Origin of the sequence: Pseudomonas putida, assembly GCF_016406145.1 — a bacterium.
Lineage (GTDB): Bacteria > Pseudomonadota > Gammaproteobacteria > Pseudomonadales > Pseudomonadaceae > Aquipseudomonas > Aquipseudomonas putida_E.
The window spans coordinates 1,968,217-1,993,200 of record NZ_CP066306.1 but is presented as its reverse complement, the minus strand read 5'-3'; the positions used below and the strand labels follow the sequence as shown (position 1 = coordinate 1,993,200).

General features: G+C 62.5%; 21 protein-coding genes. 7 read left to right on the top strand and 14 right to left on the bottom strand.

Features of this window, described 5'->3' with window-relative positions; all coding sequences use genetic code 11:
- Positions 1-8: 8 nt before the first annotated feature.
- Positions 9-1,898, bottom strand: a complete 1,890-nt coding sequence (locus JET17_RS09145; protein WP_012313692.1) for a propionyl-CoA synthetase — start codon at positions 1,896-1,898, stop codon at positions 9-11.
- A gap of 180 nt (positions 1,899-2,078) precedes the next feature.
- Between JET17_RS09145 and JET17_RS09140 the strand changes: the two genes are divergently transcribed.
- Positions 2,079-2,945 carry a LysR family transcriptional regulator gene (locus JET17_RS09140; protein ID WP_012313691.1) on the top strand — a complete coding sequence of 289 codons (867 nt, stop codon included), beginning with the start codon at positions 2,079-2,081 and terminating at the stop codon, positions 2,943-2,945.
- On the opposite strand, the gene JET17_RS09135 is transcribed toward JET17_RS09140, so the two are convergent.
- From JET17_RS09135 to JET17_RS09115, 5 genes are all read right to left on the bottom strand, one after another.
- On the bottom strand, positions 2,919-4,076 hold the full coding sequence (locus tag JET17_RS09135; protein ID WP_012313690.1) for an HPP family protein: 1,158 nt from the start codon (positions 4,074-4,076) through the stop codon (positions 2,919-2,921). The two genes, JET17_RS09140 and JET17_RS09135, sit on opposite strands and share 27 nt — an antisense overlap.
- Positions 4,077-4,286: 210 nt before the next feature.
- Positions 4,287-5,606 (bottom strand): sensor histidine kinase, encoded by a 1,320-nt coding sequence (locus JET17_RS09130; RefSeq protein ID WP_012313689.1) that lies wholly within the window; start codon positions 5,604-5,606, stop codon positions 4,287-4,289.
- Complete coding sequence (locus JET17_RS09125) at positions 5,603-6,271, bottom strand: response regulator transcription factor (protein ID WP_012313688.1); 669 nt, start codon at positions 6,269-6,271, stop codon at positions 5,603-5,605. Before JET17_RS09125 ends, JET17_RS09130 begins: the two co-directional genes overlap by 4 nt.
- A complete protein-coding gene (locus tag JET17_RS09120; RefSeq protein ID WP_012313687.1) occupies positions 6,272-6,586 on the bottom strand; it encodes a PepSY domain-containing protein in 315 nt (104 codons plus the stop codon).
- A complete protein-coding gene (locus JET17_RS09115) occupies positions 6,586-6,894 on the bottom strand; it encodes a PepSY domain-containing protein (protein ID WP_012313686.1) in 309 nt (102 codons plus the stop codon). Before JET17_RS09115 ends, JET17_RS09120 begins: the two co-directional genes overlap by 1 nt.
- A gap of 153 nt (positions 6,895-7,047) precedes the next feature.
- Here JET17_RS09115 and JET17_RS09110 point away from each other — a divergent pair, with 153 nt between their 5' ends.
- Positions 7,048-8,127 (top strand): hypothetical protein, encoded by a 1,080-nt coding sequence (locus JET17_RS09110; RefSeq protein WP_012313685.1) that lies wholly within the window; start codon positions 7,048-7,050, stop codon positions 8,125-8,127.
- Between the two features lie 51 nt (positions 8,128-8,178).
- On the top strand, positions 8,179-8,535 hold the full coding sequence (gene queD / locus JET17_RS09105) for a 6-carboxytetrahydropterin synthase QueD (RefSeq protein WP_012313684.1): 357 nt from the start codon (positions 8,179-8,181) through the stop codon (positions 8,533-8,535).
- A 26-nt stretch (positions 8,536-8,561) separates the two neighbouring features.
- Here the strand turns inward: queD and JET17_RS09100 are convergent, their stop codons facing one another.
- Complete coding sequence (locus JET17_RS09100) at positions 8,562-9,323, bottom strand: hypothetical protein (protein ID WP_012313683.1); 762 nt, start codon at positions 9,321-9,323, stop codon at positions 8,562-8,564.
- Between the two features lie 67 nt (positions 9,324-9,390).
- Positions 9,391-9,858 (bottom strand): DUF1289 domain-containing protein, encoded by a 468-nt coding sequence (locus JET17_RS09095; RefSeq protein WP_012313682.1) that lies wholly within the window; start codon positions 9,856-9,858, stop codon positions 9,391-9,393.
- A gap of 405 nt (positions 9,859-10,263) precedes the next feature.
- Here JET17_RS09095 and acnB point away from each other — a divergent pair, with 405 nt between their 5' ends.
- On the top strand, positions 10,264-12,873 hold the full coding sequence (acnB, locus tag JET17_RS09090) for a bifunctional aconitate hydratase 2/2-methylisocitrate dehydratase (RefSeq protein WP_039602878.1): 2,610 nt from the start codon (positions 10,264-10,266) through the stop codon (positions 12,871-12,873).
- A 65-nt stretch (positions 12,874-12,938) separates the two neighbouring features.
- On the opposite strand, the gene prpD is transcribed toward acnB, so the two are convergent.
- The 6 genes from prpD to JET17_RS09060 all read right to left on the bottom strand — a co-directional run bounded on the left by prpD (position 12,939) and on the right by JET17_RS09060 (position 21,520).
- A complete protein-coding gene (gene prpD / locus JET17_RS09085; protein WP_012313680.1) occupies positions 12,939-14,423 on the bottom strand; it encodes a 2-methylcitrate dehydratase in 1,485 nt (494 codons plus the stop codon).
- Positions 14,424-14,561: 138 nt separating this feature from the next.
- Positions 14,562-15,752 carry a 2-methylaconitate cis-trans isomerase PrpF gene (gene prpF / locus JET17_RS09080; RefSeq protein ID WP_012313679.1) on the bottom strand — a complete coding sequence of 397 codons (1,191 nt, stop codon included), beginning with the start codon at positions 15,750-15,752 and terminating at the stop codon, positions 14,562-14,564.
- 139 nt (positions 15,753-15,891) lie between these two features.
- Positions 15,892-18,480 carry a Fe/S-dependent 2-methylisocitrate dehydratase AcnD gene (gene acnD / locus JET17_RS09075; RefSeq protein WP_012313678.1) on the bottom strand — a complete coding sequence of 863 codons (2,589 nt, stop codon included), beginning with the start codon at positions 18,478-18,480 and terminating at the stop codon, positions 15,892-15,894.
- Between the two features lie 154 nt (positions 18,481-18,634).
- A complete protein-coding gene (gene prpC / locus JET17_RS09070) occupies positions 18,635-19,762 on the bottom strand; it encodes a bifunctional 2-methylcitrate synthase/citrate synthase (RefSeq protein WP_012313677.1) in 1,128 nt (375 codons plus the stop codon).
- A 154-nt stretch (positions 19,763-19,916) separates the two neighbouring features.
- Positions 19,917-20,807 (bottom strand): methylisocitrate lyase, encoded by an 891-nt coding sequence (prpB, locus tag JET17_RS09065; protein WP_012313676.1) that lies wholly within the window; start codon positions 20,805-20,807, stop codon positions 19,917-19,919.
- Positions 20,808-20,815: 8 nt separating this feature from the next.
- On the bottom strand, positions 20,816-21,520 hold the full coding sequence (locus JET17_RS09060) for a GntR family transcriptional regulator (RefSeq protein WP_012313675.1): 705 nt from the start codon (positions 21,518-21,520) through the stop codon (positions 20,816-20,818).
- Between the two features lie 294 nt (positions 21,521-21,814).
- On the opposite strand from JET17_RS09060, the gene JET17_RS09055 reads away from it, so the two are divergent.
- The 3 genes from JET17_RS09055 to JET17_RS09045 are packed head-to-tail and all read left to right on the top strand — an operon-like array spanning position 21,815 to position 24,875.
- Positions 21,815-22,351, top strand: a complete 537-nt coding sequence (locus JET17_RS09055; protein ID WP_012313674.1) for an ATP-dependent zinc protease — start codon at positions 21,815-21,817, stop codon at positions 22,349-22,351.
- A 5-nt stretch (positions 22,352-22,356) separates the two neighbouring features.
- Positions 22,357-23,892 (top strand): inactive transglutaminase family protein, encoded by a 1,536-nt coding sequence (locus JET17_RS09050; RefSeq protein WP_012313673.1) that lies wholly within the window; start codon positions 22,357-22,359, stop codon positions 23,890-23,892.
- Positions 23,892-24,875 carry an alpha-L-glutamate ligase-like protein gene (locus JET17_RS09045; RefSeq protein ID WP_012313672.1) on the top strand — a complete coding sequence of 328 codons (984 nt, stop codon included), beginning with the start codon at positions 23,892-23,894 and terminating at the stop codon, positions 24,873-24,875. Before JET17_RS09050 ends, JET17_RS09045 begins: the two co-directional genes overlap by 1 nt.
- Positions 24,876-24,984 lie beyond the last annotated feature (109 nt).

The window sequence follows — 24,984 nt, the reverse complement described above, 5'->3', positions numbered from 1 at the left end:
CAACCCGGTCAGCCTGCCCTGGGGAGATCCGCCAGCACCGCTTCAATCTCCCGCAATACCGCTGGATCATCCAGTGTCGAGGGCGGCACATATGCCTGGCCATCGGCAATCTTGCGCAGCACCGCCCGCAGGATCTTGCCCGAGCGGGTCTTGGGCAGCCGTTTCACCAAGCGCACCCGGTTGAAGCACGCCAACGCGCCGATCTCTTCACGCACCCTGCCCACCAAGTCCACTAACAGTTGCGCCTCGGTAATACCCTCACCGTCCTTGAGCACCACCAGCGCCAAGGGCACCTGGCCCTTGATCTCGTCATGTACGCCGATTACCGCGCATTCGGCCACCGCAGGGTGGCACGCCACCAAGTCCTCCATCTCACCGGTGGAAAGACGATGGCCAGAGACGTTGATCACGTCATCGGTTCGCCCCATGATGTAGACGAAGCCATCGTCATCCAGGTAGCCACCATCACCGGTGTGGTAGTAACCCGGGTAAGTCTGCAGATAAGCCTGCAGGTAGCGCTCATGATCGCCCCACAAGGTCTGGCTGCAACCGGGCGGCAGCGGCAGGGCGATGACGATGGCGCCCTGATGGTTCGGGCCCAGCAGGTGCCCATCGTCATCCAGCACACGTACGTCATAGCCCGGCACCGCGCGGTTGCTCGAGCCCGGCCGCGCCGCGCTGCCCTCCAGCCCCACGCATGGCGCGGTGACTGGCCAGCCAGTCTCGGTCTGCCACCAATGGTCGTGCACCGGCTTGCCGGTAACCCGTTCCAGCCATTGGTGGGTACTTGAATCGAGCTTTTCCCCCGCCAGGAACAACTGGCGCAGCGAGCTCAAGTCATGTCGCCGGATCAACTCGCCATCCGGGTCCTCCTTACGGATCGCCCGCATGGCGGTCGGTGCACAGAACAAGGCATTGACCCCATACTGCTCAACCACACGCCAATAGGCCGACGCATCCGGGGTGCGGATCGGCTTACCTTCGTAGAACACCGTGGTGCAGCCGCTCATCAGTGGCCCATAGACGATCAGCGAATGACCGACCACCCAGCCCACATCGGAAATGCCCCACCACACGTCACCGGCGTGCATGCCGTAGATGTGGCGCATGGCATAACAGAGGGCGACAGCGTTGCCACCGTTCTCACGGACGATGCCCTTGGGTTTGCCCGTGGTACCAGAGGTGTACATGATGTAAAGCGGGTCTGCCGATTCCAGCTCGACCGCAGGCACAGGCTCGGCATTTACCAGCGCTTGCTGCCAGTCAAGGTCGCGGTTTGGCTGCAACCGGGCGCGAGCCTGGGGCCGCTGCAGCACCAACACCTGGCGCGGCTGATGGTGAGCCAGTTGCAGTGCGCGGTCGACCAGCGGCTTGTACTCGATCACCCGATCGAACTCCAGGCCGCAGGAGGCCGTCAGCAGAAGGGTTGGCCGCGCATCATCGATACGCAGGGCCAGTTCGTTGGCTGCAAAACCACCGAACACCACCGAGTGCACCGCACCGATACGCGCGCAGGCGAGCATGGCCATGGCCGCCTGCGGCACCATCGGCATGTAGATGATCACTCCATCGCCTTTGCCCACCCCCAACTGGCGCAGCAAACCGGCCAGGCGCGCCACCTCGTCACGCAGCTGGTTGTAGCTGAACGTTTGCTGCACGCCGGTCACGGGGGAGTCGTAGATCAACGCCGCCTGCTCGCCACGGCCCAACTCGATTTGCCGATCGAGGGCCAGGTAGCAGCTGTTCAGGCGGCCGTCAGCGAACCAGCGATGGGTGCCGTCCGGGTTTTCCTGCAGCGTCAGGGTGGGTTTGCGGTACCAGGCCAGATGTTTGGCCTGTTCGGCCCAAAAGGCAGCAGGGTCGGCAATGGAATGAGCGTAGTTGTGCTGGTAGGTCATGTTGATGGCAACCCGGTACTTGTTGTTATTGAAGGGCGAGCCTTGAGTATGGACCGCCACGCCCGGGCTGCCATGGGACTAAAGTCACAACGCATATGCAGATTTGCAGCGTCGGCGAAAGCGCCCCATAACGGTGCAAAGCCTCTAGAATAGGCCACCCTCCCCGCCACAGAGCAGCCCATGGATATCGAGCAGGCCCGAACCTTTCTGGAAGTCGTACGGTGCGGCAGCCTCGTCGCCGCCGCCGAACGCCTGTTCGTGTCACAGACCGCCATTACCGCCCGCGTTCAGCGCCTTGAGCAGCAACTGGGCTGCCAGCTGTTCGTGCGTAGCCGCAACGGCGCCAGCCTGACCAGTGATGGCGAAGCCTTCGTCAGCTATGCCAACCAGCTGGTGCAGACGTGGGAAGCGGCGCGCCGTGACCTGCCGCTGCCTGAGGGCTGCCAGCAGGTGCTGCACGTAGGGGCGGAAGTGAGCTTGGGCAACCCGATGCTGCTCGACTGGGTCAGCGCCTTGCACTGCGCATTACCCAGCCACGCTATCCGCAGCGAGGTCAGCGACGGTGAGTCCTTGCTGCGCAAGGTAGAGATGGGCCTGCTGGACGCCGCACTGGTCTATCAGCCCACCTACGGTCCGGGCCTGCAGGTAGAGCAGTTGATGGAAGAGAAGCTGATCCGCATACGCCGGGTCGAGCAACCCGACCCGTACATCTACATCGACTGGGGCGAGGCCTTCCGCCGCCAGCACGACGCCGCCCTGCCCGACTGCGCGCGACCGGCGCTGAGCTTCAACCTCGGGCCGCTGGCCCTGCAGTTCATTCTCGACAAAGGCGGCAGCGGCTATTTCCGTACCCGCGTGGTGCAGGCGTATCTGGACAGCGGAGTATTCGAGCGGGTGCCGCAAGCTCCGGAGTTCACCTACCCGACCTTCCTGGTATACCCGCGCAAGCGCGACAGCGAGGCCCTGCAACAGGCCTTCGCGATGCTGCGCCGGCTGGTGGCCTCCGGCGCCAGTGATTGGTCACAACGCTGGGACCCGCTGATCTGAAACGCTGCCAGCGCCACTGAGCAACTGGCGCTTAAGGCCGGCGATCAGGTCGGTCTGGGTGATCACACCGACCAACTGGTCGCCATCGATCACCGGCAGGCAGTGCAGCCCTTGCTCGCACAGCAGGGGCAGCAGGCGTTCCAATGGGTGCTGGCTGCTGACACTGATGACCTGCCGGCTCATCACCTGCTCCATACGCACGGCCTTGCCCGCGAAAAGCCCCCGCCAGCTGAACCGGCCACGCTGCATGGCCGGACCGAGCAGATCGCTGAGACTGACGATACCCACCAGCTTGCCCTGTTGCAGCACCGGCAGGGTTTTCAGGTGATGACTGGCGAGCATCTTCCAGGCCTGTTCCAGGGTGGTGTCGGGTGCGGCGAACTGCACATCGCGCGACATCACCGACGCTGCGGTGATCCCGCCCAGGCTGCGCTGCAGGGCATGCTGCTCGGTGGCCAGGATGATGCGCTCCAGTTCATCGCGGGTGACGTCGACGAACTCACCCAGCTCTTCCAACGCCTGATCCAGATCCGCACCACTGACCCCGACCCGCTCGCTGGGCAAGGGGTCGTGGGTGTGGTGCTGGTCCTTGCGTGGTGCAGCGCCCTTGGGGTAATGCACGCCGGTCAAACGGTTGTATACCACTGCCACCATCACCAGAATCAGCGCGTTGAGCAACACGGGCTCCAGCAGGTGGTCGCCCAACGCCGTCAGCCCTGAATCGGCCAGCACCGCGCTCACCGCAACACCGCCACCCGGCGGGTGCAGGCAGCGCAACAGGCACATCAGCAAAAGCGAGATGCCCAAGGCAGCCGCCGCAACCCACAGGTGGGGGCCGAACCCCTCGCGCATGGCAAGGCCCACTGCACCCGCCAGCGCATAGCTGCCCAGCACCGGCCAGGGCTGAGCCAACGGGCCGGAATGCACGGCGAACACCAGCACTGCCGAAGCCGCAAGAGGGCCCAGCAGGTGCAAGGCGATGCCAGGCCCGTAGGCCATGCCGGTCAACCAGCCAGCGAGGAACAAACCGAGCAGCGCGCCGATGCCGGCACGCAGCCATTGTTTTGGAGGAATATTAAGGGGCGACGGCAACAGCCGCTGCAGACGACTTTCGGAACGCGAGGCAGTCATTCAAGTAATCGTGTTTGTGGTTCTGATGAAAAAGAAAGCCCAGCCAAACTGGCCTGGGCCCTAGGGGCTCCGTCCGTGGAAGAGATGGAAACCGCAGGGTTTCGTCAGTGGATTGTGCCGCCCTGTGTCGGACTTGGGCCAATTCAAAAAAATGCGGTTGCACTGCAGTTTTTTTGCAGTGCTGCTAGCCGGCGCTAGGGCCAGAGAGAATCAGCGCGCCTTGCGCGGTAATTCGATACTCACCCGCAAACCACCCAAAGGGCTCTCGAGCAAGGCCAAAGACCCACCCCAGGCATCGACGATATCCCGCACGATCCCCAGCCCAAGGCCATGCCCATCCACTTGCTCATCCAGCCGCGAACCACGCTCAAGCACCTGCAGACGCTGGCTTTCAGGTATGCCCGGACCGTCGTCGTCGACCCACACTTGATAGCCTTCGGTCGTCGGGGCTATGCCCAGGCGCACTTCGCTGTCTGCCCACTTGCAGGCGTTATCCAGCAGGTTACCTAGCAGCTCCAGGAAGTCCTCCCGGTCCCAAGGCAGCAGCAACCCTGGCGGTACATCGCGCTCGAGCAACAAGCCTTCGCCATGGATCATGCCCAAGGTAGCGAGCAAGCCCGGAAGCTCGGTATCGCAGTCGAATTGGGCGCCAGGCAGCGCATCCCCGGCCAGGCGCGCCCGGTTCAGCTCGCGTGCCAGGCGCTGCTGGATCTGCTCCAACTGCTCGCGCAGTTGCGCACGCACATCGGGCAAGTCATTCAAGCGCTCGCTGGACGCCAGGCTCAGCAGCACCGCCAATGGCGTCTTCAATGCATGGCCCAGGTTACCCAACGCGTTGCGCGAACGGCGCAGGCTGTCTTCGGTATGGCTGAGCAAATGGTTGATCTGGCCCACCAGCGGTGCCAGTTCGCTGGGCACTTGGGCATCGAGCTGCGAGCGCTGGCCTTGCTGCAATTGAGCAATCTGCTGACGCGCCCGCTCCAGCGGGCGCAACGAGCGGGTGACAGTGATGCGCTGCAGCACCAGCACCAGGATCAGCGCTACCAGACCCATGCCCAGGCCGATCTGCTGCAGGCGCCGGAACCCCTCGCGCACAGGCGAGTAATCCTGGGCAACGCTGATCGAAATGTCCTGGCCCAGCCGCCGGTAATCGGCACGCAGTGCAAGCAACTGCTGGCCTTCCGGGCCCAGTTCGTGGCTGTCGGAAAGGCCAGGGGCGGCTGGCTTCGGCATGTCCAGGTCCCACAGCGAGCGCGAGCGCCAGGTGCCCTTGTCGAAATCGATGCGGAAGTAGTAACCGGAAAACGGCCGTTGGTAGGCGGCGGAAATACGCCGCTCATCCAGCTGCAACCCCGAAGGCCCACGTACTAGCGCCACCAGCAGGTTTTCACTTTCCTTGCGCAGACCGTTTTCCAGATAGCGCTGCAAACCGGCTTCGAACAGCCATAAGGTAAGTTGCGCCAGTACCACCCCGGCCACCACCAATACGGCTACAAGGCCCAGGCTCAAGCGTGCCTGGATCGATTTCACCCGGCGCTCCCGGCGTAGATGTAGCCTTGCCCGCGGCGAGTCTCGATGACGCTGCGGCCCAGCTTGCGGCGCAGATGATTGACGTGCACTTCGAGCACGTTGGAGTCACGCTCGGTTTCACCGTCGTACAAGTGCTCGGCCAGGTGGCTCTTGGAAAGGATCTGCTGCGGGTGCAGCATGAAGTAACGCAACAGGCGGAATTCAGCAGCGGTCAACTGGATATCAACCCCTTCGCGGCTCACGCACTGGCGGCTTTCGTCCAGATGCAACCCGGCAGCTTCGAGCCTGGGCTGGTTGGCAAGGCCCTTCGCCCGGCGCAGCAGCGCCTGAATGCGCAACTGCAGCTCTTCAGGGTGGAAGGGCTTGCTCAGGTAGTCGTCCGCACCGGCCTTCAACCCCTCGATGCGCTCGGCCCACGAGCCTCGCGCGGTCAGGATCAGCACCGGCGTTGCCAGACCCGCGGCACGCCACTGCGCCAGCACCTCCAGGCCCGGCAACCCCGGCAGGCCGAGGTCCAGAATGATCAGGTCGTAGGGCTCGCTCTGGCCCTGGTATACCGCGTCCCGGCCGTCAGCCAGCCAATCCACGGCGTAGCCCTGGCGCTGCAGGCCGGCAATCAACTCGTCAGCCAGGGGAACGTTGTCCTCGACAAGCAACAGGCGCATTCAGTCGTCTTCCTCGTCTTTGAGCAGGGCACCGGTGCTGGCATCGAGCTTGATCTCGCGCACCACACCTTCCGTGGTCAGCAGCTCGACTTCGTATTCGTAGCGATCATCGTCTTCTTCCAGCTCCGCCTCCAGCAACCGCGCCCCGGGGTGACGCCCCAGGGCGGTCTCGAGCAGTTGCTCGAGCGGCAGAATCACGCCTTTCTGACGCAACTGCAGGGCCTCATCCTGATCCAGGTCGCGAGCAACAGCCAAGGAACAGACGGCCAGCAGCGAGAGTGCCAGGTAGCGCGCCGACCGGGTCAAGTGGATCATCAGCGGTCCTGTTCGTCCTTCAGCACTTCACCGGTCTTGGCGTCCAGGTCAACGTCCCATTCGACGTTCTGGGTGTCACGCATCTCGACCTTGTAGATGTAGCGACCGTATTCGTTTTCCAGCTCCGAATCGGTGACGGTGGCGCCCGGGTGCTTGGCAACGGCAGTGGCCTTGAGCTCATCCAGCGACTTGATGGTCTTGGCATTCACAAGCTTTACCACTTCGTCAGGCTGGACGTCCTTGGCCAGGGCAACGTTGGCACCGAAAGCAAGCGCAGCGGCAGTGAAAATGGCAGTCAGAGTTTTCATCAGGTTCTCTCCATCGAGATGTGCAATTTGTCTACGGAGTTAAGATTATCCACCGGTCCTTAACTCAACCTGAAAATAGCTGGCGCCATGATAGCGCAGCGCATCAACCAGCGACTCCCTATAATGGCCCTCCTGTGAGTTGCGAGGCCGTCCATGAGCGCCATCCATATCAAGTACCCGGCTCTGACCCTGAAGGCCGGCAAACGTGCCCTGCAGCAGATCCGCGAACGCGGGTTGCAGGCAGCGGACGTCGGTGTGGTGCCAGGCGCCGCTGGCGGGCCCAAGCCGCTGGGGATTCAGGGATTGGACCTGGCGCTGTTTGGCGAGTGGCTGCCATCGGCCCCTCGCCAGCGGGCATTGATTGGCGCATCGATCGGCTCCTGGCGTTTCGCCAGCGCCTGCCTTGACGACCCGGTCGCAGGCATCCGCCGCCTCGGCGAGCTGTATACCGAACAGGACTTCGCCAAAGGTGTGACCGCAGCCCAGATCAGCCGCAGCTGCCAGCAGATGCTCGACGACCTGCTGCAAGGGCGCGATGGGCAGATCCTGGCTAACCCGCACTACCGCCTGAACATCCTGGTGGTGAAGAGCCACGGCCATCTTGCCCACGACCACCGCGGCCGGTTGGGGATGGGTCTTGGCTCGGTGATCGCCAGCAACCTGCTGGGGCGCTCACGCCTGGCACGGCATTTTGAACGGATCATCCTGCACGATGAGCGTGCCACCCCGCCGCTGGATCAGCTCATAGACTTTCCCTCACGCTATCTGCCACTGGGCCTGGGCAACCTGCGCCATGCCCTGCTCGCTTCCGGCTCGATTCCGATGGTCATGGAAGGTGTGCGCGACATCCCCGGTGCCGGTGCGGGCACCTATCGCGACGGCGGTTTGCTCGACTATCACCTTGACCTGCCATACCGCGGCGACGACCTGGTGCTTTACCCGCACTTCACCGACAAGGTCGTGCCAGGCTGGTTCGACAAAGCGCTGCCATGGCGCAAGGGCGATGCCACACGCCTGCGCAATGTGCTGTTGGTGACGCCGTCACCGCAATACCTGGCCGCACTGCCCTTCGGCAAGCTGCCCGACCGCAACGACTTCAAGCGCTTCATGGGCGATGCACCCAGCCGCAAACGCTACTGGTACCAGGCCATTGCCGAAAGCCAGCGGCTGGGTGACGAACTGCTGGAGCTGATCGCCACCGGGCGGCTGCACGAACGCCTGCAAGCCTTGTAGCGACCATGCTGGTAGACTGCGCGCATCTTCGATACACACAGAGTTCTGACCGTGGAAATCTTTAAGGAATTTACCTTCGAATCGGCCCACCGCCTGCCTAACGTCCCTGCCGGGCACAAATGCGGCCGCCTGCATGGCCACTCGTTCAAGGTCGGCCTGCACCTGACCGGCCCGCTTGACCCGCACACCGGCTGGATCCGCGACTTTTCCGAGATCAAGGCGATCTTCAAGCCGATCTACGAGCAGTTGGACCACAACTACCTCAACGATATTCCAGGCCTGGAAAACCCCACCAGCGAAGTCATCGCCAAGTGGATCTGGGAGCAGGTCAAGCCGCTGCTGCCGGAGCTGTCCAAGGTGCGTATTCATGAAACCTGCACCAGCGGCTGCGAATACAGCGGCGATTGATTGGCGCTGCGCTACACGAGCACAGGTCAAGGCGTGGCAACGAGCGGGCGAGGGTGAGGAGGCACACAAGGGTTCGACACCTGCAGGCTGAACTGGCCGCGCTCGCCTCGACGGTTGTTAAGGTATGCAACCCGCTCCACCCGTCGCCTCACTTGCCGCCCGTCCGCACTGTAAAGCTTCATGTTCAAGAGCAATTGCCCTTCTTGCAACCGCTGCGGATCCAGGCCAGGGATGTACCACAACGGCGTCCGGCGCCCGGCGGTCAGCTTGTACAGTGCCGTCTCCAGATCGGTAGGCGGGTCGGCGGGTAGCACCACAGATGTCCCGAAGGGGTCTCGCAACACCAGACTGGCTGGGTCGTCCTTGCACACACCCGCATCCGAACGCGCCGGGTAAAAGCCCAGATAACCGTTTCGACTGACGTCGAGCCAGTATTCCAGTGAAGGCCATCGGTCGAGGTTATTGCCCTCATATGCCGGGCGGATCTCGTAAACGAAGCCAGTTGCAAGTCGATAGACGCCAAACCAGAAACTGTCACAAAACGCACGCTGACGATCCTCGCGTCCCCACAGCGAGTCAATCAGGAACGATTGCAACATTTCTTCGCCATAGTCCAGGCTGGTCATCAGCCAACCATCGTCACCGTTCCAGTCATCGAATTCGACCCAGAACGGCCGGGTGATTTCATCATCGTCAAACCGGGCGGCCGGCAACGGTGTATCCAGCAATTGCCAGCGGCATGTCGCGGTAAAACTCAGCAGCGGTTCAAAACACAGCTCCACCATCATCCGTACTCCATACGCTCGATAAAAACGCACAATGGCGCCCTTTCAAGGCATGGAGCAGAAAGAAGGCTTACCTCAGTTCGGCACGCAGGAACCCGGGCGCGATATAGCGCTGGTAATGCGCCTCGGACAACAAAAAGAATTCCCGGTCGATGGCATCGCGCAACTGCGGCAGCTCCCAGTCACGAAACTCGGGCAGCAACGCCATCCCGTAGGCTTCCAGGTCGCGAATCAGGCGGGCACCGCGTGCAATCAGCTGATACGCCCAACAATACTCAGACTGCTGCTCGACAAAGCGTATGGAGCGCTGCTGCAGTTGCTGACGCAGCAGGTTTGCATCAAACACTTCCAGCTTGGCCATCATCACCTGCACCAGCAACTGTTCCAGGCGCAGCAAAACGGCACGTTTCTGATCGTCGTCGTAGCCGTTCCAGTGGATGACTTCATGATGGAAGCGCTTGCAGCCACGGCACACCGTGTCTCCATAAACCGTGGAGCAAAGGCCGACGCAAGGGGTCTTGATGGACTGGTTGGGCATGGAAAAACAACGGCTTGGCGGTGGAACACAGGCCCATGTTAGCCCTTTGTCTAACCAGGGTCACTCGTTAAAGTCATGTTCGCCGCCTTACCTTCTGCGACAATTTGCCGTAGAATCATCCCGCCTTTTCAAGGCAACAATGTCCGTTGGAAGCTGTTTTCAAAGCGTCACGAGCACAGTTGATCCGGTAGAACGGCGTTGGCCCGGGCCATGCACCCCTCGCATGCCCGTGCCAGCCCTCATCAGCCCCCGTTCTGCAGGCGTAAAACTTTGAAAGCAGCTTCTGTAAGGATTCTCTGCGACCCTGGCTGGGCGGCCCAAGAAGCCGTGATGGCGCATGGGTGCAGAGAATGCTGGATGAGCGTCCCGGACTCCCTTTAGGGACCACTGATGAGGGTAATAACTGTGCTTGAAGCCTACCGCAAACACATCGAAGAGCGTGCCGCCCTGGGTATCGTGCCCCAGCCGCTGAACGCCGAACAAACTGCAGGCCTGGTCGAGCTGCTGAAAAACCCGCCGGCCGGCGAAGAAGCCTTCCTCGTAGACCTGATCACCCACCGCGTTCCACCAGGAGTCGACGAAGCTGCCTACGTCAAGGCTGCTTTCCTGTCTGCCGTGGCCAAGGGTGAAGCCAACTCGCCACTGATCGACCGCAAGCACGCCACCGAGCTGCTGGGCACCATGCAGGGCGGCTACAACATCGAAACGCTGGTCGCGCTGCTGGATGACGCCGAACTGGGCGCCGTCGCGGCCGAAAAGCTCAAGCACACCCTGCTGATGTTCGATGCCTTCCACGACGTGGCCGAAAAAGCCAAGGCAGGCAATGCTCACGCCAAGGCCGTGCTGGAATCCTGGGCTGCCGGCGAGTGGTTCACCTCGCGTCCGGCCATCGCCGACAAGTACACCCTGACCGTGTTCAAGGTGCCCGGCGAAACCAACACCGACGACCTGTCCCCTGCCCCGGACGCCTGGTCGCGCCCTGACATCCCGCTGCACGCCCTGGCCATGCTGAAAATGGCCCGCGACGGCATCGAGCCACAGCAGCCGGGCTCTGTCGGTCCGCTGGCGCAGATCGAAGCGGTCAAGGCCAAAGGCTTCCCGGTCGCCTACGTCGGTGACGTGGTCGGTACCGGGTCTTCGCGCAAATCCGCCACCAACTCGGTGCTGTGGTTCTTCGGCGACGACATCCCGTACGTGCCGAACAAGCGCGCCGGTGGCTTCTGCTTCGGCACCAAGATCGCCCCGATCTTCTACAACACCATGGAAGACGCCGGCGCCCTGCCGATCGAATTCGACTGCACCAACCTGGGCATGGGCGACGTCATCGACGTTTACCCATACAAAGGTGAAGTACGCCGGCACGACAGCGACGAGCTGGTCACCAGCTTCGAGCTGAAAACCGAAGTACTGCTGGATGAAGTCCGCGCTGGCGGCCGCATCCCGCTGATCGTCGGCCGTGGCCTGACCGAAAAAGCCCGAGCCGAGCTGGGCCTGGGTGCATCCGACCTGTTCAAGAAGCCAGAGCAGCCTGCCGATTCCGGCAAGGGCTTCACCCTGGCACAGAAAATGGTCGGCCGTGCCTGCGGCCTGCCGGAAGGCCAGGGCGTGCGCCCAGGTGCTTACTGCGAGCCGAAGATGACCACCGTCGGCTCCCAGGACACCACTGGCCCGATGACCCGCGACGAGCTGAAAGACCTGGCGTGCCTGGGCTTCTCCGCTGACCTGGTGATGCAGTCGTTCTGCCACACCGCAGCCTATCCAAAGCCGATCGATGTCACTACCCACCACACCCTGCCAGACTTCATCCGCACCCGTGGCGGCGTGTCGCTGCGCCCAGGCGACGGCATCATCCACAGCTGGCTGAACCGCATGCTGATGCCTGACACCGTCGGTACCGGTGGTGACTCGCACACCCGTTTCCCGATCGGCATCTCGTTCCCGGCCGGTTCCGGCCTGGTGGCCTTCGCCGCCGCTACCGGCGTCATGCCGCTGGACATGCCAGAGTCGATCCTGGTGCGCTTCAAGGGCAAACTGCAGCCAGGCATCACCCTGCGTGACCTGGTACATGCCATCCCTTACTACGCCATCCAGCAGGGCCTGCTGACCGTCGAGAAGAAAGGCAAGAAAAACGCCTTCTCCGGCCGCATCCTGGAAATCGAAGGCCTGGACGAACTGACCGTCGAGCAAGCGTTCGAACTGTCCGACGCCTCGGCCGAGCGTTCCGCTGCCGGCTGCACCATCAAGCTGCCGGAAAAGGCAATCGCCGAGTACCTGAAGTCGAACATCACCCTGCTGCGCTGGATGATCGGCGAAGGCTACGGCGATGCCCGCACCCTGGAGCGTCGCGCCCAGGCCATGGAAGCCTGGCTGGCCAAGCCTGAGCTGCTGTCGGCTGACGCCGATGCCGAATACGCCGAAATCATCGAAATCGACCTGGCCGACGTCAAGGAGCCTGTGCTCTGCGCGCCGAACGACCCGGACGACGCCCGCCTGCTGTCGTCGGTACAGGGCGAGAAGATCGACGAAGTATTCATCGGTTCGTGCATGACCAACATCGGCCACTTCCGCGCTGCCGGCAAGCTGCTGGAGAAGGTCAAGGGCGGTATTCCGACCCGTCTGTGGCTGGCTCCGCCAACCAAGATGGACGCCCACCAGCTGACCGAAGAAGGCTACTACGGCATCTACGGCAAGGCCGGTGCGCGCATGGAAATGCCAGGCTGCTCGCTGTGCATGGGTAACCAGGCACGCGTGCAGACCGGTTCGACCGTGGTCTCCACCTCGACCCGTAACTTCCCGAACCGCCTGGGCGACGCCACCAACGTCTACCTGGCATCGGCCGAGCTGGCGGCTGTCGCATCGATCATCGGCAAGCTGCCGACCGTCGAGGAGTACATGCAGTACGCGAAAGACATCGACAGCATGGCTGCCGACGTTTACCGCTACCTGAGCTTCGACCAGATCGCTGAGTTCCGCGAAGCTGCGGCCAACGCCAAGATCCCGGTTGTCCAAGCGTAATCAGCAGTACGCTTCAAGAAAAACCCCGGCATGAATGCCGGGGTTTTTTATTGCTCTTGCTCGCCTCAGGTCACGAACAAATCCACAAACCGGTGTACCGCCGTACCCTCCAGCCGCTGTTGATCCTCGCACAGCTCGAAAATCTCCAGGCAACGCTGGGGCGCAAACCGCGTCGCCAGGTTGTCCCTGAACTTGGCCTCCAGCAAGGGGATGCCCTCCCCGCGCCGGCGCCGGTGCCCGACCGGGTATTCCACCACCACCTGTTCGGTACTGCTGCCATCCTTGAAGAACACCTGCAAGCCATTGGCGATCGAGCGCTTGTCCGGCTCCAGGTATTCGCGGCTGAAACGAGGGTCCTCGACCACCTCCATCTTTTCGCGCAGACGGTCGATGCTCGGGTGGGCGGCGTGGAAGGCATCTTCGTAATGCTCGGCCACCAGATGGCCGAATATAAGCGGCACCGCCACCATGTACTGCAGGCAGTGGTCGCGGTCAGCAGCATTGGCCAGCGGGCCGACCTTGGAAATGATGCGAATGGCTGATTCCTGGGTCGTGATGACGATACGGTCGACTTCGTGCAGACGGTTGCGCACTTGCGGGTGCAGGCTCACAGCGGCTTCGCAGGCGGTCTGGGCGTGGAACTCGGCCGGGAAACTGACCTTGAACAACACGTTCTCCATCACGTAGCTGGCCAACGCCTGCGGTATGCGCAGCGCCTGCTGGGCAGAAGGCTTGAGCGCCAGGTCCTTGTTGGTATGGCTGAACGACACATCATAAAAACCCCACTGCGGCGCGGTCAGCACCCCGGGCACACCCATCTCGCCACGCAGCGCGATATCGGCCAGGCGTACGCCCCGGCTGGAAGCATCACCGGCAGCCCACGACTTGCGTGAGCCGGCGTTGGGTGCATGACGGTAGGTGCGCAGCGCCTGGCCATCGACAAAGGCGTGGGACAAGGCCGAGAGCAGTTGTTCACGATTGGCACCCATCAACTTGGCGCACACGGCTGTGGAGGCCACCTTGACCAGCAGCACGTGGTCCAGGCCGACGCGATTGAAGGCGTTTTCCAGCGCCAGCACACCCTGTATCTCATGGGCCATGACCATGGCCTCGAGCACTTCGCGCATGAACAGCGGGCCTTCACCCTTGGCCACCCGTTTTTGCGACAAGTGATCAGCTACCGCAAGGATCCCCCCTAGGTTATCGGAAGGGTGGGCCCACTCTGCGGCAAGCCAGGTGTCGTTGTAATCAAGCCAACGTACGGTGCAGCCGATATCCCAGGCGGCCTTGACCGGATCGAGCCGGTAACTGGTGCCGGGCACCCGGGCGCCGTTGGGTACCACTGTGCCCTCCACCAGCGGGCCGAGGTGCTTGGTGCACTCTGGAAAGCGCAGGGCCAGCAGGCCGCAGCCCAAGGTGTCCATCAGGCAACTGCGCGCGGTGTCCAACGCCTCGGGGGACTCGACGCGGTAGGTGAGAACGTAATCGGCAAGGGTTTGCAGCACCACGTCATAGTCAGGGCGCTCGTTCAGGTCTACGTTGGCGCTCATTTGCAGCTCCTTTGATTGGGGCTGCTACGCAGCCCATCGCCGGCAAGCCGGCGCCCACAAGACCACTGCAGGCACCGGCTTGCCGGCGATGGGCCGCGCAGCGGCCTTGCTGATTCAAAGCCAAGCGCCAATGGTGCGTCAGAAGCTGTCGCCAGGCACCCTTACCCAGCCTTCCATCAACACCCGGGCACTACGACTCATGATTGCCTTGGTGACCGTCCACTCGCCATCCACCTGGCTGGCCTGAGCCCCGACCCGCAAGGTGCCGGAGGGATGGCCGAAGCGCACGGCACTGCGCTCGCCCCCGCCAGCAGCGAGGTTGACCAGCGTACCTGGAATGGCAGCAGCGGTACCGATGGCCACCGCAGCAGTACCCATCATCGCGTGGTGCAACTTGCCCATGGAAAGTGCACGCACCAGCAGGTCGATGTCAGCCGCCTCGACAGCCTTGCCACTGGACGCAGTGTAGGTGCTTGGCGGCGCAACGAAAGCCACCTTCGGCGTGTGCTGACGCCCGGCCGCCTGGTCGACATGTTCGATCAGCCCCATGCGCACGGCGCCATGGGCACGGATCGCCTCGAAACGCGTCAGCGCTTGCGCATCGCCGTTGATCGCATCCTGCAGCTCGGTGCCGGCATAACCGATATCGGAGGCATTGACGAAAATGGTCGGGATACCGGCGTTGATCAAGGTGGCTTTGAAGGTACCGACACCGGGCACTTCCAGGTCATCCACCAGGTTACCGGTAGGGAACATCGCACCGCCGCCTTCACCCTCATCGGCCGCCGGATCAAGGAATTCCAGTTGCACCTCTGCCGCCGGGAACGTCACACCGTCGAGCTCGAAGTCGCCGGTTTCCTGCACTTGGCCCTCGGTGATCGGCACATGAGCGATGATGGTCTTGCCTATATTGGCCTGCCAGATACGCACGGTGGCAACGCCATTGCGCGGGATGCGCGACGGCTCGACCAAGCCACTGCTGATGGCGAACGAGCCGACAGCAGCAGACAGGTTGCCGCAGTTGCCGCTCCAGTCGACGAAGGCCTTGTCGATGGCTACCTGGCCGAACAGGTAGTCGACGTCGTGGTCGGGCCTGGTGCTTTGCGACAGGATCACGGTTTTGCTGGTGCTTGAAGTGGCGCCACCCATGCCGTCGATCTGCTTGGCATAGGGGTCAGGGCTGCCGATGACCCGCAGTAGCAGTGCGTCACGGGCCGGCCCTGGGGCTTGAGCTGGTTCAGGGAGGTCTTGCAGGCGGAAGAACACGCCTTTGCTGGTGCCGCCGCGGATGTAGGTGGCGGGGATCTTGATTTGTGGTGCGTGTGCCATGGTTGTGCTGTCCTGATAGTCCGGCGAAATACCCTGTGGCTGCTCTGCAGCCCTTTCGCGACGCAAGGCCGCTCCTACAGCTCCGGTAGGAGCGGCCTTGCGTCGCGAAAGGGCCGCAACGCGGCCCCGCTTTTCAAGCTCAGGCGGTGGCTTCGAGGAAATCCTGGGCGAAGCGCTGCAGTACCCCGCCCGCCTCGTAGATCGACACCTCTTCGGCGGTATCGAGCCGGCAGGTCACCGGCACCTCGACCCGTTCGCCATTGCGGCGCGTAACCACCAGCGTCAGGGTTGCACGCGGCTTGCGCTCACCTGCCACGTCATAGGTCTCGCTGCCATCCAGGCCCAGGGTCTTGCGGTCGGTCCCCGGCAGGAATTCCAGCGGCAGGACGCCCATGCCCACCAGGTTGGTGCGGTGAATGCGCTCGAAGCCTTCGGCCACGATCGCCTCGACGCCCGCCAGCCGCACGCCCTTGGCCGCCCAGTCGCGGGACGAGCCTTGCCCATAGTCGGCACCGGCAACGATGATCAGCGGCTGCTTGCGCTGCATGTAGGTTTCGATGGCTTCCCACATCCGGGTCACCTTGCCCTCCGGCTCCAGGCGCGCCAGCGAACCCTGCTGCACGCTGCCATCGGGTTTGCGCACCATCTCGTTGAACAGCTTGGGGTTGGCGAATGTGGCACGCTGTGCCGTCAGGTGGTCGCCGCGGTGCGTGGCGTAGGAGTTGAAGTCCTCCTCCGGCAAGCCCATCTTGGCCAGGTATTCACCCGCCGCGCTGTCGAGCAGAATGGCATTGGAAGGTGACAGGTGGTCGGTGGTGATGTTGTCCGGCAGCACCGCCAACGGACGCATGCCGCGCAACGTGCGCTCACCGGCCAGGGCGCCTTCCCAGTAGGGCGGGCGGCGGATATAGGTACTCATCGGACGCCACTCGTAAAGCGGCGCCACTTTCGGCCCACGGTCTTCCTCGATAGCGAACATCGGGATGTAGACCTTGCGGAACTGCTCCGGTTTGACCGCCGCGCGCACCACCGCGTCGATCTCTTCGTCGCTTGGCCAGATGTCCTTGAGGCGGATCTCCTGACCATCGACTACGCCCAGTACATCCTTCTCGATGTCGAAGCGGATAGTGCCGGCAATGGCATAGGCCACCACCAGCGGCGGCGAAGCGAGGAATGCCTGCTTGGCGTACGGGTGGATGCGCCCATCGAAGTTGCGGTTGCCCGAGAGCACCGCCGTCGCGTAGAGGTCACGGTCGATGATTTCCTGCTGAATCACCGGGTCCAAAGCACCGGACATGCCGTTGCAGGTGGTGCAGGCGAAAGCGACGATACCGAAGCCCAGTTGCTCCAGCTCCTTCTCCAGCCCCGCTTCCTCCAGGTACAGCTGCACTGCCTTGGAGCCGGGCGCGAGCGAAGACTTGACCCACGGCTTGCGTGCCAGGCCGAGCTTGTTGGCATTGCGTGCCAGCAGGCCAGCTGCGATCACGTTGCGCGGGTTGCTGGTGTTGGTGCAACTGGTAATCGCAGCGATGATCACTGCGCCGTCAGGCATCTGCCCCGGTATCTCGTCCCAGGCACCAGCGATGCCCTTGGCTGCCAGCTCACTGGTGGCAACACGGGCATGCGGGTTGGACGGCCCGGCCATGTTGCGCACCACGCTCGACAGGTCGAAGCTCAGCACGCGTTCGTATTCGGCCTTCACCAACGCGTCAGCCCACAAACCCGTGGCCTTGGCGTAGGTCTCCACCAGTTTAACCTGCTGATCTTCACGGCCGGTCAGTTTCAGGTAGTCGATGGTTTGCTGGTCGATGGCGAACATTGCAGCGGTTGCACCATATTCCGGTGCCATGTTGGAGATGGTCGCACGGTCGCCGAGGGTCAGGGCGCGTGCACCTTCGCCGTAGAACTCAAGGTAGGCGCCAACCACCTTCTGCTTGCGCAGGAACTCGGTCAAGGCCAGCACCAGGTCGGTGGCGGTGATGTTGGGCGCCAGCTTGCCGCTGAGCTCCACGCCGACAATTTCCGGCAGGCGCATCCAGGAGGCGCGGCCCAGCATGACATTTTCAGCTTCGAGGCCGCCGACGCCGATGGCGATCACGCCCAGGGCGTCGACATGTGGAGTATGGCTGTCGGTGCCCACGCAGGTGTCCGGGTAGGCAACACCGCGATCGTTGTGAATTACCGGCGACATTTTCTCCAGATTGATCTGGTGCATGATGCCGTTACCGGGCTGGATCACATCGACGTTCTTGAACGCCTTCTTGGTCCAGTTGATGAAATGGAAGCGGTCTTCGTTGCGACGGTCTTCGATGGCGCGGTTCTTGTCAAAGGCCTGCGGGTCGAAGCCACCGCACTCGACGGCCAGCGAGTGATCGACGATCAGTTGCACCGGCACGACAGGGTTGACCGCCGCCGGGTCGCCGCCTTTTTCGGCGATGGCGTCACGCAGGCCGGCGAGGTCGACCAGCGCGGTCTGGCCGAGGATGTCGTGGCACACCACGCGGGCCGGGAACCACGGGAAGTCAAGATCACGCTTGCGTTCGATCAGCTGGCCGAGCGAGGCGCTCAGGGTTGCAGGGTCGCAGCGGCGCACCAGGTTTTCGGCGAGCACGCGCGAGGTGTAAGGCAGGCTGTCGTAGGCACCGGGCTTGATGGCCTCGACCGCAGCACGGGCGTCGAAATAGTCCAGGTCAGTGCCTGGCAGGGCTTTGCGGTATGCAGTGTTCATAGAATTATCGGGCTCGGTCACGGTACGGTCGTGGATAAACGCACAGACGCTTCAATCACTACGGGAGCCGGCTTGCCAGCGATATGGCCGGATCAGGCGGCGCCTTCATCGCCGGCAAGCCGCCTCCCACAGGTTCGCTACAGCGCCTGCTGTTTCAGCGCTGCTCGATTGGCACGAACTGGCGCTGCTCGACGCCGATATACTCGGCGCTGGGGCGGATGATGCGGTTGTTGGCGCGTTGTTCGAACACGTGCGCTGCCCAGCCGGTCAGGCGCGAGCAGACAAAGATCGGGGTGAACAGCTTGGTCGGGATACCCATGAAGTGATACGCCGAGGCATGGTAGAAATCGGCGTTGGGGAACAGACGCTTCTGCTCCCACATGGTCTTGTCTATGGCTTCGGAAACCGGGAACAGCACCTTGTCACCGACTGCGTCGGCCAGCTGCTTCGACCAACCCTTGATCACCTCGTTGCGCGGGTCGGACTCTTTATAGATGGCATGACCGAAGCCCATGATCTTGTCCTTGCGCTCGAGCATGCGCAGCAATTCTGCGGTGGCTTCCTGCGGGCTCTGGAAGCGCTCGATCAGCTCCATCGCCGCCTCGTTGGCGCCGCCGTGCAGTGGGCCGCGCAGCGAGCCGATGGCCGCGGTGATGCAGGAGTACAGGTCCGACAGCGTCGAGGCGCAGACTCGGGCGGTGAAGGTCGATGCGTTGAACTCGTGCTCTGCATACAGGATCAGCGAAACGTTCATTACCTTGACATGTAACTCGCTCGGCTTCTTGCCGTGCAGCAGGTGCAGGAAATGGCCGCCCAGGGTGTCTTCGTCGCTGGTGCAGTCGATACGTACGCCATGGTGGGTGAAGCGGTACCAATAGCACATCACCGCCGGGAACAGCGCCAGCAGGCGATCGGTCTTGTCGTGCTGCGCGTCGAAGGTCAACTCTGGTTCCAGCGTACCCAGCACCGAGCAGCCGGTGCGCATGACGTCCATCGGGTGCGCATCGCGCGGAATGCGCTCGAGCACTTCCTTCAGCGCCTGCGGCAGGTCGCGCAGGCCCTTGAGCCTGTGTTTGTAATCGGCAAGTTCTGCCTTGCTGGGCAACTCGCCGTACAGCAGCAGGTACGCCACTTCTTCAAATTCGGCGCCTGCCGCCAGGTCGCGCACATCATAGCCCCGGTAAGTCAGGCCGGCACCGGCCTGGCCGACGGTCGACAGTGCAGTCTGGCCGGCCACCTGGCCACGCAGGCCCGCGCCACTGAGTACTTTTGCTTCGGCCATGGTGTTTCTCCTTTTTTGAATTTGTTATGGATATCGTTCTGGCTAATTCAGGGTGCCTGTACCGGCCCTATCGCCGGCAAGCCGGCTCCCACAGGCTCAACCTTGGCGCTGTACCTGTGGTAGCCGGCTTGCCGGCGATGAGGCCAGCATTGGCTCAACCTTTTTTCTGCGCAAACAGCGCATCGAGGCTCTGCTCGAAGGCGTGGTAGCCGATGGCATCGTAGAGCTCCATGCGGGTCTGCATGGTGTCGATCACATTCTTCTGCGTGCCGTCGCGACGCAGCGCGGTGTAGACATTCTCGGCCGCCTTGTTCATGGCACGGAACGCCGACAGCGGGTACAGCACCAACGACACGTCCACACCAGCCAGCTCTTGGGTGGTGAACAGCGGCGTCGCACCGAATTCGGTAATGTTGGCCAGGATCGGCGCCTTCACCCGGTCGGCGAAGGTCTTGTACATCTGCAGCTCGGTGATGGCTTCAGGGAAAATCATGTCAGCGCCGGCCTCGATGCAGGCGGCGGCGCGATCCAGCGCTGCGTTCAGGCCTTCCACGGCCAGGGCATCGGTACGCGCCATGATCACGAAGCTGTCATCGGTACGCGCATCGACCGCAGCCTTGATGCGGTCGACCATCTCCTGCTGGGAGACGATCTCCTTGTTCGGACGGTGGCCGCAGCGCTTGGCGCCTACCTGGTCTTCGATATGGATGGCGGCAGCACCGAACTTGCTCATCGAACGCACAGTGCGCGCAACGTTGAATGCCGAGGCCCCGAAGCCGGTGTCGACATCTACCAGTAAGGGCAGATCGCAGACGTCAGTGATGCGCCGCACATCGGTCAGCACGTCATCAAGACCGGTGATGCCCAGGTCCGGCAAGCCCAGCGAACCGGCGGCGACACCACCACCGGACAGGTAGATGGCCTTGAAGCCGGCGCGCTTGGCCAGCAGCGCATGGTTGGCGTTGATGGCGCCGACCACCTGCAGGGGATGTTCGGCGGCAACGGCATCGCGAAAACGCTGACCAGGGGTGCTCTTCACAGTCATTTCTCACCTCAAAGGCTATTGTTGTTGGCGTCCAGGTAGTGACGCTCGATGTTGCGTTTGGACGCGCCGATGTGGCGGCGCATCAGGAGTTCGGCAAGCTCGCCGTCACGATCGGCGATGGCATCGAGAATGCGGTGGTGTTCGGCAAAGGCCTGGCGCGGACGGTTGGGCGTGGCGGAAAACTGGATGCGGTACATGCGCACCAGCTGGTACAGCTCGCCGCAGAGCATCTTGACCAGGGTCTGGTTGCCGCTGCCCTGGATGATCCGGTAATGGAAGTCGTAATCGCCTTCCTGTTGGTAGTAGCCCACCCCCGCCTGGAACGCTGCGTCGCGCTCGTGGGTGTCCAGCACCCGACGCAGCTCGTCGATATCAACCTGGCTCATCCGCTCGGCGGCCAGTCGGCACGCCATGCCTTCCAGCGACTCACGGATTTCATACAGCTCGATCAGTTCAGCATGGCTGAGCGACACCACGCGCGCGCCTACATGGGGCACCCGCACCAGCAGGCGCTGACCCTCCAGGCGATGGATGGCCTCACGCAGCGGACCCCGGCTGATGCCGTAGGTGCGCGCAAGCTCCGGCTCGGAGATTTTGCTGCCTGGGGCTATTTCCCCCTTGACGATCGCGGCCTGAATGCGCCGGAAGACATTCTCGGACAAGGTTTCCGTTTCATCCGACGCTGAGGGGCTGGGGGTAATGAGGTCCAGCATATTGTTGACACCTTGATAAGCTCTTGAGAAGAAACTAGCGAAACAAGCTCATCCAGTCAAAGATAAAATGAACATTGTCGACAATCGTCTAAGCGCGAACTTAGTGAGTGATGGCGTTGTCAGATCGCGACGCGCTGGCGCCAAGGCATCGGCGTGATAGAATGCCGCGCCTCCAACGGAGTATGGATAGCGTTTCTGTCATCCATTCATGTTGTTGACAGATGAACCGAGGAAGCTTGCGCAGTACCTGCCAGTCGCCTTGCCCCGAACCTTGCACAGCACCGCGCCAGGACTATGAGACTTACACCCGTTTTATTGCTGTCATGCCTCACCCTGCTGCCGGCCCTTGGCCAGGCGGCGGGCAAGACCGTGTACGGTCTTAACGAATACGCTCGCCTTGGCGACCTCGACCTGGAAGTGGCCGCCAAGCTCGACACCGGCGCCAAAACCGCATCCCTGAGCGCCCGCGACATCAAGCGCTTCAAGCGCAATGGCGAGAGCTGGGTGCGTTTCTACCTGGCCATTGACGCAGCCCATTCGCACCCCATCGAACGCCCGTTGGCGCGGGTCAGCAAGATCAAGCGCCGCGCAGGCGACTATGATGCCGAATCAGGCAAGGCCTATACCGCCCGCCCGGTCATCGAACTCGAAATCTGCATGGGCCAGGCTCTGCGCACCATCGAAGTCAACCTCACCGACCGCAGCGCATTCCAGTTTCCGCTGCTGATCGGTTCCGAGGCGCTCAAGCACTTCGACGCGCTGGTCGACCCAAGCCTTAAATACGCGGCCGGCAAACCTGCCTGTGCCACCGACGCTCCCAAAGCAGAGTAATCCCGATGCGCTCTCTTACCCTACATCTGAAAGTCCTGATCACCGTACTGGTGCTGCTGGGCGTGGCGGTCACGGCTTATCAGATCTTCTTCCTCGGCATACCGGTGACCGAAGACGAAACCGACGACCTTTGGAACATCGACGCAAAGGTCGAGTTCGTCGCCAGCAGTAAGGACCCGGTCAAGGTACAAATGTTTGTACCGCCGCTGAACCGCGACTATGTCAGCCTCAACGAGAGCTTCATCTCCAACAACTACGGGGTCAGCGTCAACCGCGCCGATGGCAACCGCAAGGTAACCTGGTCGGCCCGCCGCGCCAGCGGCAACCAGACCCTCTACTACCGCCTGGTGCTGACCAAGCGCTACAGCAGCGAAAAGGCCGCCATCAAAGGCCCGACCTTCCGTGACAGCCTGGCGGTAGAAGGCCCCGAGAAGATCGCCGCTGAAGCCCTGATGGCGCCGATCCGCCAGCACTCTGCCGACGTCGAGACCTTCGTCAGCGAAACCATCAAGCGGGTCAACAACCTCAACGACGACAACGTCAAGCTGCTGCTGGCCGGCGATACCTCGCCCATGAAGAAGGCCCAGGTCATCGACCTGCTGCTGTCGATAGCGCATGTGCCGATGGAGAAGGTCCACACCATCCGCCTGGTGGCCGATACGCCGCAGTCCCCCGAGCTCTGGCTGCGCAGCTTCAACGGCAGCGACTGGCTGTACTTCAACCCGGACACCGGTGAGCAGGGCCTGCCCAGCGACCGCCTGCTGTGGTGGACCGGTGACGACAACCTGGTCACCGTCGATGGTGGCAAGAAGGCCAACGTCACTTTCAGCATGAACAACAGCGAGATGAACGCCATTCGCCTGGCCAAGCTGACCGACGAGAACACCGACGCCGACTTCCTCGAGTACTCGCTGTACGGCCTGCCGCTGCAGACCCAGCAGACCTTCATGATCATGGTGATGATCCCGATCGGCGTGCTGGTGATCCTGGTCCTGCGCAACCTGATCGGCATCCAGACCCTGGGCACGTTCACACCGGTACTGATCGCCCTGGCGTTCCGCGAGACCCAGCTGGGCTTCGGCATCGTGCTGTTCACCGTCATCACGGCATTGGGCTTGTCGCTGCGCTCCTACCTTGAGCACCTCAAGCTGCAGATGCTGCCGCGCCTCTCGGTGGTACTGACCTTCGTCGTGGTATTGATTGCCGCCATCAGCTTGTTCAGCCACAAGCTGGGGCTGGAGCGCGGCCTGTCGGTGGCGCTGTTCCCGATGGTGATCCTGACCATGACCATCGAGCGCCTGTCGATCACCTGGGAAGAGCGTGGCGGTGGCCATGCCATGAAAGTGGCGATCGGCACCCTGTTCGCAGCGTCGCTTGCCCACCTGCTGATGATGGTGCCGGAGCTGGTGTACTTCGTCTTCACCTTCCCGGCGGTACTGCTGATCCTGGTGGGCTTCATGCTGGCAATGGGTCGCTACCGCGGTTACCGCCTGACCGAGCTGGTGCGTTTCAAGGCATTTCTGAAGAAGGCTGACGCCTGATGTTTGGCCTTATCAAGACGTGGAAAGCCCTGGAGGCCCGGGGCATCATGGGTATCAACCGCCGCAATGCGGACTATGTGCTCAAGTACAACAAGCGCAGCCTGTACCCGATCGTCGACGACAAGATCATCACCAAGGAGCGTGCGCTGGCAGCGGGCATTCACGTGCCTGAAATGTACGGCATCATCGAGACCGAGAAACAGATCGACAAGCTTCACGAGATCATCGGCGGGCGCAACGACTTCGTCATCAAGCCGGCCCAGGGGGCCGGCGGTGACGGCATTCTGGTGATTGCCGACCGCTTCGAGGACCGCTACCGCACGGTTTCCGGCAAGATAATCAGCCATGAAGAGATCGAGCATCAGGTCTCCAGCATCCTTACCGGCCTGTACTCGCTCGGTGGGCATCGCGACCGCGCGCTGATCGAGTACCGGGTAACTCCCGACCAGATCTTCAAGAGCATCAGCTACGAAGGCGTGCCTGACATCCGCATCATCGTGCTGATGGGCTACCCGGTGATGGCCATGTTGCGACTGCCAACCCGCCAGTCCGGCGGCAAGGCCAACCTGCACCAGGGCGCCATCGGTGTAGGCGTTGACCTGGCCACCGGAGTGACCCTGCGCGGTACCTGGCTGAACAACATCATCAGCAAGCATCCGGACACCACCAATGCGGTGGATGGCGTACAGCTGCCGAACTGGGACGGCTTCATGAAGCTGGCAGCCGGCTGCTATGAGCTGTGCGGCCTGGGCTACATCGGTGTGGACATGGTGCTGGACCAGGACAAGGGGCCATTGATTCTCGAACTCAATGCCCGCCCTGGCCTGAACATCCAGATCGCCAACGACACCGGGCTGACCCAACGCACTCATGCCATCGAGGCGCACATCGAGGCGCTGGCCAAGGACGGTGTGACCGAAGATGCCGAACAGCGTGTCCGGGTGGCGCAAAGCCTGTTCGGGCACGTGCATCCGCACGGATAGCTCTGCCCCCATCGCCGGCAAGCCGGCCCACAGGATGGACTGCGCAGCCCCTGTGGGCCGGCTTGCCGGCGATGGCTTCAACACACTGCTCGAAAATCACACTGGCGCT

Bases quoted from the DNA above. Each gene is read 5' to 3' on its own strand.
- JET17_RS09120 (WP_012313687.1), bottom strand. From the start codon at position 6,586: ATGATCCACTTGACCCGGTCGGCGCGCTACCTGGCACTCTCGCTGCTG.
- JET17_RS09060 (WP_012313675.1), bottom strand. From the start codon at position 21,520: ATGCTGGACCTCATTACCCCCAGCCCCTCAGCGTCGGATGAAACGGAA.
- JET17_RS09145 (WP_012313692.1), bottom strand. From the start codon at position 1,898: ATGACCTACCAGCACAACTACGCTCATTCCATTGCCGACCCTGCTGCC.
- JET17_RS09125 (WP_012313688.1), bottom strand. From the start codon at position 6,271: ATGCGCCTGTTGCTTGTCGAGGACAACGTTCCCCTGGCTGACGAGTTG.
- prpF (WP_012313679.1), bottom strand. From the start codon at position 15,752: ATGGCACACGCACCACAAATCAAGATCCCCGCCACCTACATCCGCGGC.
- prpB (WP_012313676.1), bottom strand. From the start codon at position 20,807: ATGACTGTGAAGAGCACCCCTGGTCAGCGTTTTCGCGATGCCGTTGCC.
- JET17_RS09100 (WP_012313683.1), bottom strand. From the start codon at position 9,323: ATGATGGTGGAGCTGTGTTTTGAACCGCTGCTGAGTTTTACCGCGACA.
- JET17_RS09050 (WP_012313673.1), top strand. From the start codon at position 22,357: ATGCGCTCTCTTACCCTACATCTGAAAGTCCTGATCACCGTACTGGTG.
- JET17_RS09055 (WP_012313674.1), top strand. From the start codon at position 21,815: ATGAGACTTACACCCGTTTTATTGCTGTCATGCCTCACCCTGCTGCCG.
- JET17_RS09045 (WP_012313672.1), top strand. From the start codon at position 23,892: ATGTTTGGCCTTATCAAGACGTGGAAAGCCCTGGAGGCCCGGGGCATC.
- JET17_RS09135 (WP_012313690.1), bottom strand. From the start codon at position 4,076: ATGACTGCCTCGCGTTCCGAAAGTCGTCTGCAGCGGCTGTTGCCGTCG.
- JET17_RS09115 (WP_012313686.1), bottom strand. From the start codon at position 6,894: ATGAAAACTCTGACTGCCATTTTCACTGCCGCTGCGCTTGCTTTCGGT.
- acnD (WP_012313678.1), bottom strand. From the start codon at position 18,480: ATGAACACTGCATACCGCAAAGCCCTGCCAGGCACTGACCTGGACTAT.
- prpD (WP_012313680.1), bottom strand. From the start codon at position 14,423: ATGAGCGCCAACGTAGACCTGAACGAGCGCCCTGACTATGACGTGGTG.
- prpC (WP_012313677.1), bottom strand. From the start codon at position 19,762: ATGGCCGAAGCAAAAGTACTCAGTGGCGCGGGCCTGCGTGGCCAGGTG.
- JET17_RS09095 (WP_012313682.1), bottom strand. From the start codon at position 9,858: ATGCCCAACCAGTCCATCAAGACCCCTTGCGTCGGCCTTTGCTCCACG.
- JET17_RS09110 (WP_012313685.1), top strand. From the start codon at position 7,048: ATGAGCGCCATCCATATCAAGTACCCGGCTCTGACCCTGAAGGCCGGC.
- JET17_RS09140 (WP_012313691.1), top strand. From the start codon at position 2,079: ATGGATATCGAGCAGGCCCGAACCTTTCTGGAAGTCGTACGGTGCGGC.